We start from the raw sequence: 12,721 nt of genomic DNA on the forward strand, positions 1-12,721 counted from the left end.
GAGGCCTGCGCGGCTGCCGCCCGGTCGGCGCCCGCCGGCTCCGCGCAGATCCGGCCGGCCACCGCACGCGCCTTCGCCGTCGCCAGGGCCAGGACCCTCTGGGCAGGCCCGCCCCTGACCGCCTCCAGGACGGCGTCCTCGTCGACCCCGGAGACCTCGACGACGGGATCCGCCCCGGCCGCCCGCAGGGTCGCCAGCCGGGCCGGGGAGGCGCTCGCCAGGACGAGCCGCAGCTTCGGCAGGCTCATGCCAGCGCCTCGCGCAGAACGTCCAGCCCGACCGATCCGAGCGACAGAGCGCGCATGTGCCACTCCTTCAGGTCGAAGTCCCGCCCGGAGGCGACCGCGGCGGCCCGCGCCCGGTCTCGCAGCTCGCCCCAGATGCGCTGCCCGACCTTGTAGGACGGCGCCTGCCCCGGCCATCCGAGGTAGCGGTCGAGCTCGAAGGACAGGAAGGAGGGATCCATCGCGACGTTCTCGCGGAGGAAGCGCCACGCCGCGTCCGCATCCCACGTGCCCTCGCCCCACCGGCCCGCGGGCTTGGACAGGTGCACCCCGATGTCCACGACGACGCGCGCCGCACGCAGCCGCATCGCGTCCAGGACGCCCATGCGCTCGCCCGGCTCCTCGACGAGGCCGAGTTCGACCATGAGCTGCTCGGCGTACAGCGCCCACCCCTCGCCGTGCCCGGGAACCCAGCATCCCTGACGCCGCCAGCCGTTGAGGGAGTCCCGCAGGCAGGCGGCCAGGCCGATCTGGAGATGGTGGCCGGGCACGCCCTCGTGGTGCACGGTCGTCTTCTCCTGCCACGTCGTGAACTCCGCGACGCCGTCGGGGACCGACCACCACATGCGCCCGGGCCGGGAGAAGTCCTCGCTCGGCCCGGTGTAGTAGATCGCTCCCGTCCCCGAGGGGGCTATGCGGCACTCCAGGGTGCGAATCGGCTCAGGGACGTCGAAGAAGGCGGAGGCCGCCTCCATCGCCGCCTCCGCGGTCTCCTGCATCCACTCCACGAGCGCGTCGGTTCCGCGGAGCCTGCGCGCCGGGTCGGCGTTCAAGCGCTCGACGGCTTCGGCGACTGTCACGCCGGGCCCGTAGAGCTCGCGGGCGACGGCCTCCTGCTCGGCGACGATCGAGGCGAGCAGGGCCTCGCCCCACTCGTAGGTCTCGTCCACGTCCACGGCGGCTCCGAGGAAATGGCGCGAGAAACGCGAATAGCGCTCGCGGCCCACGGCGTCCACCGTCGCCGCCCGGGGCGCGACCGTCTGCCGCAGGAAGGCCGCCAACTCGCCGTAGGCGGCACGGGCCGCGCCGACCGCGCCCTCCAGGCCCGGGCCGTCGTCGGCGAACCGGAGGAAGGGGGAGGCCTCGCCCGCGACGTCGTCGCACTGGTCGGCGCAGCGTTCGACCTGTCGCAGCGCGATCGGCGGGCCGGACTCCAGGCGAAGGGCGAGGGACCGGCGGTATCCGGCGATCGCCGCCGGGACCGCCGCCAGGCGGGCGCCGATCGCCGCCCGGTCCTCGTCCGTGTGGGCGGGCATGAGGTTGAAGACGTCGCGGATCGACTGGATGGGGGAGGAGAGGACGTTGAGCTCGCCGGTCGTCTCGCCCGCCTCGACCAGGTCGAGGTCCGAGCCGATCCTTTCGCGCATGGCGGACACCGTGACGGCGTCGACGCCGTCGGCCGGGACGAGGCCGTCCAGCTGCGACAGCGTGCCGGCGAGCAGGTCGCGCCAGGCCGCCGTCCCCTCGGGCGAGTAGTCCGACAGGGACGTCTGATCGGCGTCCGGCGTCCCGACCATCGTCGCGAATTCGGGGGAAAGCCTGAGCATGCCGGCGAGATGCCCGTCCGCGAGGCGGTCGACCGGAGTGGGGCGACGGCGCGGGGGCTGGTGAACGGTGGTCATGCACCCAGGGTAGCCGGCGTCGGCGGAGCATCGCGTGCCATTCCCGGGCACGTCGGCGCCCGACCGGCCGGCGGGAGGGGAGCCCGTGCGAATTCATGGGTGACGTGGCCCACGCTTGCGTCGTATTATTGGCGGTGATCGGGTGCACGCGAACGCAAATCGACTGACGACTGACTACGGAGGACACGTGTCGCAGGATGTGAAAGGCGGTCTGAGGGACAGCCGGAGCGCGGACGCCGGCCCGCCGGCGCCGCTTGCGGGACCCCGCCCCCCGCGCGACACCGTCGAACGCAACGTCGAGGCCCTGCTTCACGGGCCGGCCAAGTACACGCTCTGCGAGGCCGCGCGCAAAGCGGGGCTCGAGCCCGAGTCGGCGCGGAAGTTCTGGCTGTCGATGGGCTTCCCCAGCCTTCAGGACGAGAGCCTGCCCCGTTTCCGCGACTACGACGTCGAAGCGATGCGCGCGCACGCCAAGGCCCTGGCCTCGGGGGACTTCACCGACGAGACCCTGGCCTCCCTCAACCGCGCCCAGTCGCACATGTCGGACCGTCTCGTCCTGTGGCAGCACGAGGTGCTCGTCGAATACGCGCGGACCGAGCTCGGACTCGACGGCATCTCGGCCAGGTACTGGGTGCTTGACAATATCAAGGACTACCAGGACTACCTTCGCGCCCACATGGAATACTCGTGGCACCGCCACATGGCGGCCCTCCTGCGCCGCAGCGAGACCGAGGTGGCCCAGATGGAGCTCCTGGACGCCGAGAACGCGCAGCTGCTGCGCGCCTTCGGATTCATCGACATGGTCGCCTTCACCAACCGCTCCAACGAACTCGGATCCGCTGAGTTCATCCACCTGATCGAGGAGTTCGACTACACCTGCCGGGACATCATCTACGCGGCCGGAGCCCGGGTGGTCAAGACGATCGGCGACGCCTTCCTCTACATCGCCGACGACCTGGTCACCGGCGCGGAGGTCTCGACGGGGATCGTCCAGGCGCTGCGGAACATCGAGGGGATGCTGCCCGTGCGGGCTTCACTCGTATGGGGCGGCGTCGTCTCGCGTTTCGGCGACATCTTCGGCCCGAAGGTCAACCTCGCCTCCCGGCTGGTGGACGTCGCCGACTCGGGCGCCGTCCTGACGGACAAGGACACCGCCGGGATCCTGCGCAATCTCAGACTCGGCCGGTACACGCTCGTGCCCGCCGGCTCGCCGACTCTCCAGGGGTTCGGCAAGATCGACGCCGTCGAACTGCGCCGCATGCCGACGGCCTGACCGACCGGCAGGGGCAGGCGGCCGCGCCTCGGCGGTGACGTTGGCTCCGCTCCCGCGGCGCTACGGCGGGGTAGAGTGGCCCGTGGCGAAGCCACCGGAGGCTTCGTTCCGGGACGGTCGCAGAAGGTGAAAAGGGTTTCTTGGCGGACTGTCCTCAAAGCCGCGCGCCTGCATTAGGATTCAACCATGACGAAACTTCTGCTCGTTGAGGACGACACCGCCATTTCAGGTCCGCTCCTTCGCGCTCTGGGACGCGAGGGCTACGATGTCCAGCTCGCCGAAGCAGGCCGTGACGCCTTGGAGGCCATGCAGGGCGGGATCGACGTCGTCATACTCGACCTCGGCCTTCCCGACATAGACGGCCTCGACGTGGCCCGCCAGGCGCGCGCCAACGGGTGGGACTTTCCGATACTCATACTCACCGCCAGATCCGAGGAGGTCGACATGGTCGTCGGCCTCGACGCCGGTGCGGACGACTACGTGACCAAGCCGTTCCGGCTGGCCGAGCTGCTCGCCAGAGTGCGGGCCGTGCTCCGCCGCGCCGAAGCGGGCGAGGGGGACGTCATCAGGATCAAGGACCTGATCATCGACGTTCCGGGCCATCGCGTCCTGCGCGAAGGCGTCGAACTGGGGATCAGCGGCAAGGAATACGACCTCCTCGTGTTCCTCGTCCGCAATGCGGGCCAGGCCGTGTCCCGGACGGAGATCTCCCGTCACGTGTGGGGCGTCACCGGGGACGACGCCTCCAAGAAACTCGACATGCACGTCTCGTGGCTGCGCAGGAAACTCGGCGACGCCGTCGCCGAGCCCCGCTACATTTCCACGATCCGCGGCCTGGGGTTCCGCTTCGAGAAGGAGTAGCCGATGCGCAGACGCGCCACGACGATGACGGTCTCGGCCGTGACGGTGGCCGTCCTGCTCCTGGGGCTGCCGGGCATCGTCCTCGGATCCTTCTTCCTGTGGCGCGACGCCGTGGACGGCGTCCACCGCAGCGCCGTGACGATCATGAACGCCGTCGATCGGCGCACGACGGCGGCCCAGCCGGTCCAGCGGGACGTCGTGGACAACGCGGTCTCCTCGTCGAGCTACGCGGCCTACGTCTTCCTGAGGACGGAGGAGGGGGCGATCGAGGCCGGGAGGATGCCCGCCGGGGAGACGATCTCGCACACGGCCACCGGCGTGTCGGGGGCGCGGGTGACGGTGGCCATCAGCCGCTCGGACGTCGTGGCCCGCATCGGCTACCTCGCCGGCCTGGGGGCCGTGGCCATCCTCGTGTCCTTCGGAGTCGGGGTGGTGGTCGCAAGATGGCAGTCCCGCAGGCTCTCGGCCCCGCTCATCTACCTAGCGGCCGCCGCCGAGCAGATCGGGGCCGGCCAGGCCCGGCCCCGGATGAAGAAGTCGGGCATCGAGGAGATCGACCTCGTCTACGAGGAGCTCGTTCGGACGGCCGACCGCATGGCCGGCCGCATCGCCGCCGAACGCCAGTTCGCCGCCGACGCCTCCCACCAGTTGAGGACCCCTTTGACGGCCCTGTCGATGCGGCTGGAGGAGATCGAGTACCTCTCGGACCGGGAGGACGTGCGCGAAGAGGCCGCATCGTGCCTGGAGCAGGTCGAACGCCTGGCCGGCGTGGTCGCCGAACTCCTGTCGACCTCGCAGTCCGCGGCCGTGGGAACCGAGGCCGTCCCGCTGCGCAAGCTCTTCGACCAGCAGCGCGACGAGTGGGAGCGTTCCTTCCAGACCGCCGGACGGGACCTGGTCTTCGACGACGAAGCCGGGCTCGCCGTCCTCGTCTCGCCCAGCTCGCTCGCCCAGATCATCGCTACGCTCATCGAGAACTCCCTCAAGTACGGCGCCGGAACCACCCGCGTGTCCGCACGGAAGGTGGGCAAGGGGGTGGTCCTCGACGTCGCCGACGAAGGCGAGGGGATCCGCGACGACCTCACCGAGGCGATCTTCTCCAAGGGGGTGTCGACGGGGGGATCCACCGGGATCGGGCTCCCGCTGGCCAGGAGCCTGGCCGAGGCGGCGGGTGGCAGGCTCGAGCTCGCCAGCGCCCGCCCACCGGTCTTCCGGGTCGTTCTGTCGGCCGTCCCCCGGTCCCTCGATCCCGACAAGATCCTTCCGGCCGGTTCGATCATCTCCATGGGGTCGCGTCGGCGTCGGCGTTAGGGACCGGCCGGGGGAGCGACGGACTCCGCCGCGCGTTCCCGGGGCTCCTGCGACCGGGTTGCTGCGCGTGCCCCGGCCGCCTCCTCGCCCGCCGGTCGTTAGAGGGAGCCTGGAGAGAAGACGACGTACCGGTACATGACGTACCGGAAGGCCGTCCCCAGAATCAGCCCGACGACGTTCGCCGAGACGTTGTCGGCGAACTGACTCGTCAACCCCAGCGTGTAGCGCGAGAACGCCAGGCATCCCAGGGCGATGAGCATGCCCCCCAGGTTGACCAGCACGAACATCGCGAACTCGCGCGTCTTGTCCGCGCTCCGCTTCTCCTTGAAGGTCCACAGCCTGTTGGCCACCCAGGAGAAGATCACGGAGACGGTCACGGAGATGATCTTGGCGGTCATCGACTGGTCTCCGGGCAGGGTGATGAGCCCCGTGTGCGCAAGGAGGTTGAACAGGCCGACGTCGACGACGTATGCGCCCAGCCCCACCGTGCAGAACTGGAGGAATTCGACGAACCACTCGCGGAAGGTCTGGCCGCGCAGGAAGCGCCTGGCGAGTTGTGTGGGGGGCACCCGGCCAGTGTAGCCGGTGACGGGGGATAATGGGAGTCGAGACGAAAGGCAGGAGGATTCGTGACGGGTCACAGAGTCGTCGGCACCGGGGCGGCCGAAGCCGCCCCGCGCGTCGGAGTCGTCGGAGGCGGCCAGCTGGCGCGCATGATGCAGGAGGCGGCGATCCCCCTCGGGATCGACTTGCGCGCCTTGGTGGAGGCCGCCGACGGGTCGGCCGGCCAGGCCGTGCCGCACTCGCGGGTCGGGCAGGCCTCGGACGTCGGCGCCGTGGAGGACTTGGCGAGGCAGGTGGACGTCCTGACGGTCGAACACGAGCACGTCCCCGACGCGGTCCTCCGGGCGGCCGAGCGCATCGTCCCCGTCAGGCCAGGCGCCCACGCCCTCGCCTTCGCCCAGGACAAGCTGGGCATGCGGCGGAGGATGGACGAGCTCGGCGTCCCCTGCCCCCGCTGGAGGCGGGTGGAGGACGCCGCGCAGTGCGCGGCCGCCGTCCGGGAGTTCGGAGGTCAGGCCGTTTTGAAGACCCCGCGGGACGGGTATGACGGCAAAGGCGTCGCCGTGGTGGACCTCGACGGGCGGGGGAGGCTCCGGGGGGCCGGCGGCTTTCAGTCGTGGTTCGCCGACGCCCCCGACGGCCTGCTCCTGGAGGAGAGGGTCGGATTCTCCAGCGAGATCGCCCAGCTCGTGGCGCGCCGGCCCTCCGGGCAGATCGCGAGCTGGTGCGCCGTCGAGACGATCCAGCGGCGCGGCGTGTGCCTGGAGACCGTCGCCCCGGCCACCGTCGAGCCCGCGGTGGCGGACGAGGCCCGGCGGATCGCCGAGAGGGTGGCCGAGAGCCTGGACGTCGTCGGCGTCCTCGCGGTGGAGATGTTCGTCGCCGAGGACCGGGTGCTCGTCAACGAACTCGCGATGAGACCGCACAACTCGGGCCATTGGACCATCGACGGCGCCGTGACGAGCCAGTTCGAACAGCACCTGCGGGCCGTGCTCGACCTCCCCCTCGGATCGACTGCGCCGGTCGTCCCCCGGACGGTGATGGTCAACGTGCTCACCTCCCGGCTCCCCGACCCTCGGCGCGCCTACCCCGAGGCGATGGCCGCGTATCCCGACGTCAAGTTCCACGCATACGGCAAGGCGGTGGCTCCGCTCCGCAAGATCGGGCACGTGACCGCCGGGGGCGACGACGTGGAGGAGGTCCGCGCCCGCGCCGAGGCGGCCGCCGCGATCCTGAGCGGGGAAGGAGGCGGGTAGGGTGGTGCGGGAGCGGGCCTCATGGCCCGCCGAACGATCGCACGGGAGGAAAGCAAGGCATGGACGACACGAGCGGGGCCCGGCAGGCGGGCGGCGGCTGGGACGCAGACGGGCCCCGGCGGGCGAATCCGGTCCGGAAGCCGGGTGGGAGCCCGGATCCGAGCGTCGGCATAGTCATGGGGTCCGACTCGGACTGGCGGGTCATGGAGGGCGTGGCGGCGGCGCTCGACGAATTCGACGTGGCCTACGAGGTGGGCGTCGTCTCCGCCCACCGCATGCCCGAGCAGATGATCGCCTACGGACGGCAGGCCGCGGCCCGCGGCCTACGAGTCGTCGTCGCCGGCGCGGGAGGGGCAGCCCACCTGCCCGGCATGTTGGCGGCCGTCACGCCGCTCCCTGTCATCGGCGTTCCCGTGCCGCTGGCCCACCTGGACGGCATGGACTCGCTGCTGTCGATCGTGCAGATGCCGGCGGGCGTCCCCGTGGCGACGGTCTCGATCGGCGGCGCGCGCAACGCCGGGCTCCTGGCCGTGCGCATCCTCGCCAGCGCGCCGGGGTGCGAGCCGCTCCTGAAGCGGATGGAGGCCTTCCAAGAGCGGCTGCGCGACGCGGCCGCCGCCAAGGGCGAGGCTCTCACGGCACGGCTCGGCGAAACGCGATAGCCCGGTCCGTGAGCAGACCGCCGGCCCGGCCGACCGCTCTGCGGACGCCCTACCGACCGGGTCGCGCTTTGCCGACTGAGCCGCGCATGCGACGCCGTCCGCAGATGGCCCACGCGCAGCCGCGCGCTTCGAGCGAGCCGTGCGCCTACCGACCGGCTGCCCTACGCGCGCCTTCGGACCGCATCCGGCCGGACGACGCGCTTCGGGACCGGCGGGTTCGCACGCGCCCTGCGCTGCGCCCTATCCGACCGGGCCGCCGGGGCCCTGGTAGAAGTCCGCGGACGTCAAGGTGCCGTTCTTCATCTTCTCGAAGAAACCGTCGACCGCCTTCGTGTCCAGTACGACGGCCGACTGCCCGCCGACCCGGTAGTTGAGGCTCGCGATGGGCGGTGCGCCCATCAGGCCGCCCTTCCCCATCACCTCGCGGAGCCCGAAGGCCGCCTCGCGCATGCCCATGATCCCCGTGTCCTTGTCGGTCGTCAGATTCTTCGCCACGCTGCCGACGAGTTTGCGCTGTTTGAACGGATTGACGAATGTGGAGACGGAGACCGCCTTGCCGACGACTTTGGAGACCACTTGGCGTTGGCGCATCGTCCGGCCGATGTCGCCGAGCGGGTCCGACTTGCGCATGCGAGAGAAGGCGAGGGCCGTCGTCCCGTCGGCGTCGTGGCATCCCGCCTTCCAGGTGAGCCGGGAGAAGACGTCGTCGACGTCGCGGTCGTAGCAGAGGTTGACTCCGCCGACGGCGTCGACGAGATCCTTCACGCCGCCCATGGAGACCTCGAGATAGTGGTCGATCGTCATGCCCGAGAGCTCCTCGACCGTGGCGACCAGCAGCTTGGCCCCGCCGGTCGAGTAGGCGGAGTTGATCTTGTTCGCTTTGTGCCCGGGGATCTTCACGTAGGCGTCGCGGGGAAGGGACACCAGGGAGGGCTTGCCGGAGTCGGGGATCTGCAGCAGCATGATCGTGTCCGCGCGCTCTCCCTCGGTGACGTCCTGGATCCCCCCGGCCTCGCGCTTATCGGAGCCGACGATCAGATACGTGGTTCCGGGGGTCCCGGAGCGTCCGGAGAGCGCGTCCACGTGGCTCAGCTTGGAATTGCCGTAGTGGACGAGGTAGAAGGGCCACGCGACGAGGAAGACGACGAGCACGAGAACCAGTATCAGCGTCCGACGCAGCCACCGACGCCTGCGGGGCTTCGCCGGAGGCGTCGTGGGGCCGGCGGGACGGGAGGGGCCGCCTGGCCCGCCCGGGCCTCCCGGACCGCCCGAGCCCGGCACACCGGATTCGCCCTGACCGGGTGAGGCGGTCGGGCGTGGAGCCACCTGCGTAGGGGGCACCGCCGCCTGCTGCGAGCGGGAGGGGAGGTCCGGTTTGCGCGGCGGAAAGGCCGGTGGCGCAGACTCGGATCCCGTCGAGGACCGCTCCGCCGGATCCCGCACGGGCTTGGCGCTGCCGCCGGGCCTGGCGCGGCTGGCCCCAGACGCCCTCCGCGCGGGCTCCTGGCCCCTGGAGGCGGCCTGGCCGCTCGCCTCGCCGGCCTCCATGCCCAATTCCTGCTCGAGCATCGAACGCCGGGCCGACCTGGCCGGTTTGGGGCCTGTGGCTGCCCATTCGTCCAGTTGCTCGGAGGGCGACCGGACGATCTTCGCGCCCTCCGCGTCCGGTCGGTCCCTCCTGCTGCCGGGTTCGAATGATGGCGGCTGGTTCGACATGTCTACCCTTCGGCGTTCTTCTTCGTGCAGTTCTGGGCGTCAGGCGCCATCGGCGTCAGCTTGCCGGCCGTCTTGACCGCGGCGTCCGCCTGCCCGTAGGCGCCCTGATCCGCCTCGGCTGCGCTCTTCTTGGCGCGCTTCGACGGCTTCCGGCTGTGTCCGTCCGGGTCCGAGAACTTATCGTCCTGCTGCCCGGCCGACGGCTTACGACTCTGCTTGCCCGAGGGCTTCTGCTGCTCGTTGGCCGCCGGCTGGCCCTTCGCACTGGGGCTGGCGGAGCTGGGGCTGGCGGATCCCGTCTTGTCGTCGACGATCTGCCCGTTCGCGTCGACCTTGAAATCGATGGGGGTGTCATTGGCGAGGGCCTTCCACAGGCGCTCGGCCCCTTGGCGGACTTTGACGCGGGCGCCGGCGGACTCCCACGGCATGGTGATGAAGGTGGGGCTGTCGATGTCGCCCAACGAGCTGATCAGCTCGCCGACGTCGGTGATGCCGCCGATGCCCCCGTAGCCGGACGATGTCTCGATGTTCTTCGTGACCGCGTTCAAAACTCTCATCAGGGATTTGAAGTTCGTGAACAGATTGAGGCTCTTGGCCTCTTTGACGATTGCCTTGACGAGGTCCTGCTGGCGGGATATGCGGCCGATGTCCGATCCGTCGCCGATGCTCTTGCGCGCCCGAGCGAGGGCGAGCGCCTGGTCGCCGCGCAGGAGCCGGCATCCGGCGGGCACGTTCAGCCCCGAGGCGCTGTCTTTTCGGGCTTCCGGGAAGTACATGGGGATGCCGCCCAGCTCGTCGACGATGCTCTTGAAGCTGGCGAAGTTGACCACGACGTATCCGCTGAGCCTGACCTTGGTGAGCGCTTCGACGGTCTTCATCGAGCAAGCGGCGGCCGTGGGGACGTAGCCTTCCTTGCCTCCGATGGCGAAGGCCGAGTTGAACTTCGTCTTCTCGACCGGCTCGGAGTTCTCCGTCTTCTTCTTGTCCGCTGACTGGACGACGCAACTGGGGATGTCGACGACCGTGTCACGGGGAATGGAGACGAAGTAGACGCGCTTGCGATCGGCCGAAATGTGCATGATCATCGTCGTGTCGGCCCGCATGCCGTCGACGTCGCCGCTGGCCCCCGCGCCGTCGACGTCGGACTTGCCGGTGCGGATGTCGGACCCCAGGATGAGGATGTTGAGCGCCTTCCCGGCCTTCCCCTTGGGGAGGGTCGGGCGATTCTTCAGGTATTTCCTGACATCCGTCTCCTTGACGTTGCCCACTATGCGAAGGTACGCGAAACCCGCGGTGGATACCCCCGTCATCACCAGAGCCAGGACGCACAGAAGAGCGATCCGCCCCAAATGGCGGGATCGTCTGCCCCTCGTCATATGGGAGGCGTCGCGCTCGGTGTCGCGTTTTGTCTTGATCACAGTCCAATAGTACGGGCAACGCTCAGACGGCGAAGGCACTCTCCGTGGATTTTCATCACAGCGAGGTCGGATCCCGGCCGGATCCTACGCTTGGGTAAACGGAACGCCGGGGCCATTCCCGGGCGGCTGTCCGGCGGCCCCGCCCGCCCGCCCTTCGCCGAGAGGATAATCTGGTCACATGAACCCTGAGCCTCTGCGGATCGTGACCGTCGCCTATAATCCGGGCGACGAGCTGGCCTTGTGCGTGGAGTCGGCCACCGCCGCCACATCGGCGCCCGTCGACTTCGTCATCGTCGACAACGGGCGGGAGCGCGAGACGGTCGACTCCGTCGCCCGGGCCTACGGCGCGACCGTCGTTCGCCCGGGGAGGAATCTCGGCTACGGAGTCGCCGCCAACCGCGGAGTCGCCGCCCCCGGCGCCCGGGGCGAATGGGTCGTGGTGGTCAACCCGGACGTCGTCTTCATGCCCGGATCGATAGACGACCTCGTCCGCGCGGCGCAGTCGTGGCCCCGGGGCGGAGCCTTCGGCCCGCTCATCAGGGACGCGGAGGGAGAGGTCTACCCCTCCGCGCGCCGCTTCCCCCGGCTGGTCTCGGGCGCGGGGCACGCCCTCCTCTCGGGGGTGTGGCCCGGCAATCCCTTCTCATCGGCCTACCGGGAGAACGCCGATCCCACCCGCGCGCATGCGGTCGACTGGCTGTCGGGGGCCTGCCTGCTTCTCCGGCGGGAGGCCTTCGACGACGTGGGCGGCTTCGACGCCAGCTACTTCATGTTCTTCGAGGACACCCAGCTCGGCGAGCAGCTGGCCGCCGCCGGCTGGCAGAGCGTGTACATCCCCCAGGCCGAGGTCGTCCACGAGCAGGGGGCGAGCTGGCGAGACCGCCCGGAGAGCATGCTCCGGGCCCACCACCGTTCCGCCGCCCACTACCTCGACGGAGTCTACGCGCGGCCCTACCAGGCGCCTCTGCGGTGGGCGCTGCGCTCCGGGCTCCGCATCCGCGAAGAGGTGCAGGTGCGGATCGCGCGCAGGCAGGTGCGGTGACCTGTCCGGGCACGGGTGGGCTGCGGCCAGGCGTCCGGTGGCGTCGGAAACCGGTGGCGGACCGATGCGGGTGCGGGGCGGCCAGGCTTGCGGCCCGGCGAATCGACCGGCCCGTGGGCAATGGCCTGTTCGGGCGGCGAGGCATTCAACCTCGTCCGCGACGACCGATCCGCGGGGCGCGGGTGAGCCTCGGCGACCCCGCTTCCGGCCGTTCTGCGGGGCACGGGTCGGCCCGTGAAGCGTATGCGAAGTCACAGAATGCGAGTGAACTCTTGAGGCGTATGCGGCTCTGCGAAACTCATGTGAACCCATGAGGCGTGTGTGACAAAAGTGCGTATTGAGGTTTGTGTGACAGCTCCTCTACACTTGTAGCCTCACACACGGAGGTACACATATGAATACACGGCCGACAGCCGTCCTCGCCGTCGTCGCGGCGCTCGCGCTTCCGGGGTTCGCCTCCCCGGCGCTGGCATCCCACGCAGCGGGTCCGGCAACCGATTCGTCGAGCATGGCGCGGGGGAAACCGGGAGCCTCCTCCGACGGCGGCACCCGAGCCCTAGCCCTTACCGACGGTTCGGGGAATCTGACAGCCGGTGGCAGGAAGGCGGCTCTGACCGCCGCCACGCCCGGATCGGCCAGCGGCACCGGCGGCGAGTCCGGATCGGCCAGCGGCACGCCCGGCTCGGCGAGTGACAAGTCGAGCTCGGCGGGC

12 protein-coding genes are annotated in these 12,721 nt (G+C 70.2%); 7 read left to right on the forward strand and 5 right to left on the reverse strand.

Going from position 1 to position 12,721, the window contains the following annotated elements; all coding sequences use genetic code 11:
- Both HMPREF0043_RS03235 and HMPREF0043_RS03240 read right to left on the reverse strand, forming a co-directional pair.
- The coding region (locus tag HMPREF0043_RS03235; RefSeq protein ID WP_021601428.1) for a Maf family protein at positions 1 to 248 on the reverse strand (248 nt) is incomplete at its 3' end.
- Positions 245 to 1,906 carry a DUF885 domain-containing protein gene (locus tag HMPREF0043_RS03240; RefSeq protein WP_021601429.1) on the reverse strand — a complete coding sequence of 554 codons (1,662 nt, stop codon included), beginning with the start codon at positions 1,904 to 1,906 and terminating at the stop codon, positions 245 to 247. The genes HMPREF0043_RS03235 and HMPREF0043_RS03240, both read right to left, overlap by 4 nt.
- Positions 1,907 to 2,093: 187 nt before the next feature.
- On the opposite strand from HMPREF0043_RS03240, the gene HMPREF0043_RS03245 reads away from it, so the two are divergent.
- The 3 genes from HMPREF0043_RS03245 (at position 2,094) to HMPREF0043_RS03255 (ending at position 5,351) form a co-directional block, all read left to right on the forward strand.
- Positions 2,094 to 3,179, forward strand: coding sequence for an adenylate/guanylate cyclase domain-containing protein (locus HMPREF0043_RS03245; RefSeq protein ID WP_021601431.1), 1,086 nt, complete (start codon positions 2,094 to 2,096; stop codon positions 3,177 to 3,179).
- A gap of 186 nt (positions 3,180 to 3,365) precedes the next feature.
- Positions 3,366 to 4,040: a response regulator transcription factor gene (locus tag HMPREF0043_RS03250; protein ID WP_021601432.1), complete on the forward strand. Its 675-nt coding sequence runs from the start codon at positions 3,366 to 3,368 to the stop codon at positions 4,038 to 4,040.
- A 3-nt stretch (positions 4,041 to 4,043) separates the two neighbouring features.
- On the forward strand, positions 4,044 to 5,351 hold the full coding sequence (locus HMPREF0043_RS03255; RefSeq protein WP_021601433.1) for an ATP-binding protein: 1,308 nt from the start codon (positions 4,044 to 4,046) through the stop codon (positions 5,349 to 5,351).
- Positions 5,352 to 5,449: 98 nt separating this feature from the next.
- Here the strand turns inward: HMPREF0043_RS03255 and HMPREF0043_RS03260 are convergent, their stop codons facing one another.
- Positions 5,450 to 5,920: a GtrA family protein gene (locus HMPREF0043_RS03260; protein WP_021601434.1), complete on the reverse strand. Its 471-nt coding sequence runs from the start codon at positions 5,918 to 5,920 to the stop codon at positions 5,450 to 5,452.
- Between the two features lie 60 nt (positions 5,921 to 5,980).
- Here HMPREF0043_RS03260 and HMPREF0043_RS03265 point away from each other — a divergent pair, with 60 nt between their 5' ends.
- Both HMPREF0043_RS03265 and purE read left to right on the forward strand, forming a co-directional pair.
- Positions 5,981 to 7,171 (forward strand): 5-(carboxyamino)imidazole ribonucleotide synthase, encoded by a 1,191-nt coding sequence (locus HMPREF0043_RS03265; RefSeq protein WP_084432112.1) that lies wholly within the window; start codon positions 5,981 to 5,983, stop codon positions 7,169 to 7,171.
- 176 nt (positions 7,172 to 7,347) lie between these two features.
- Positions 7,348 to 7,833 carry a 5-(carboxyamino)imidazole ribonucleotide mutase gene (gene purE / locus HMPREF0043_RS03270; protein ID WP_040317758.1) on the forward strand — a complete coding sequence of 162 codons (486 nt, stop codon included), beginning with the start codon at positions 7,348 to 7,350 and terminating at the stop codon, positions 7,831 to 7,833.
- A 240-nt stretch (positions 7,834 to 8,073) separates the two neighbouring features.
- Here the strand turns inward: purE and HMPREF0043_RS10125 are convergent, their stop codons facing one another.
- Both HMPREF0043_RS10125 and HMPREF0043_RS03280 read right to left on the reverse strand, forming a co-directional pair.
- The gene (locus HMPREF0043_RS10125) at positions 8,074 to 8,985 is read right to left on the reverse strand and encodes an LCP family protein (protein WP_021601437.1); all 912 of its coding nucleotides are present in this window, start codon (positions 8,983 to 8,985) and stop codon (positions 8,074 to 8,076) included.
- Positions 8,986 to 9,551: 566 nt separating this feature from the next.
- Positions 9,552 to 10,967 carry an LCP family protein gene (locus HMPREF0043_RS03280; RefSeq protein WP_156897497.1) on the reverse strand — a complete coding sequence of 472 codons (1,416 nt, stop codon included), beginning with the start codon at positions 10,965 to 10,967 and terminating at the stop codon, positions 9,552 to 9,554.
- 178 nt (positions 10,968 to 11,145) lie between these two features.
- On the opposite strand from HMPREF0043_RS03280, the gene HMPREF0043_RS03285 reads away from it, so the two are divergent.
- Both HMPREF0043_RS03285 and HMPREF0043_RS11420 read left to right on the forward strand, forming a co-directional pair.
- Positions 11,146 to 12,009 (forward strand): glycosyltransferase, encoded by an 864-nt coding sequence (locus tag HMPREF0043_RS03285; RefSeq protein ID WP_021601440.1) that lies wholly within the window; start codon positions 11,146 to 11,148, stop codon positions 12,007 to 12,009.
- A 394-nt stretch (positions 12,010 to 12,403) separates the two neighbouring features.
- A partial coding sequence (locus tag HMPREF0043_RS11420; protein WP_442852608.1) for a hypothetical protein occupies positions 12,404 to 12,721 on the forward strand: 318 nt, incomplete at its 3' end.

Source organism: Actinobaculum sp. oral taxon 183 str. F0552 (assembly GCF_000466165.1).
GTDB lineage: Bacteria > Actinomycetota > Actinomycetes > Actinomycetales > Actinomycetaceae > Peptidiphaga.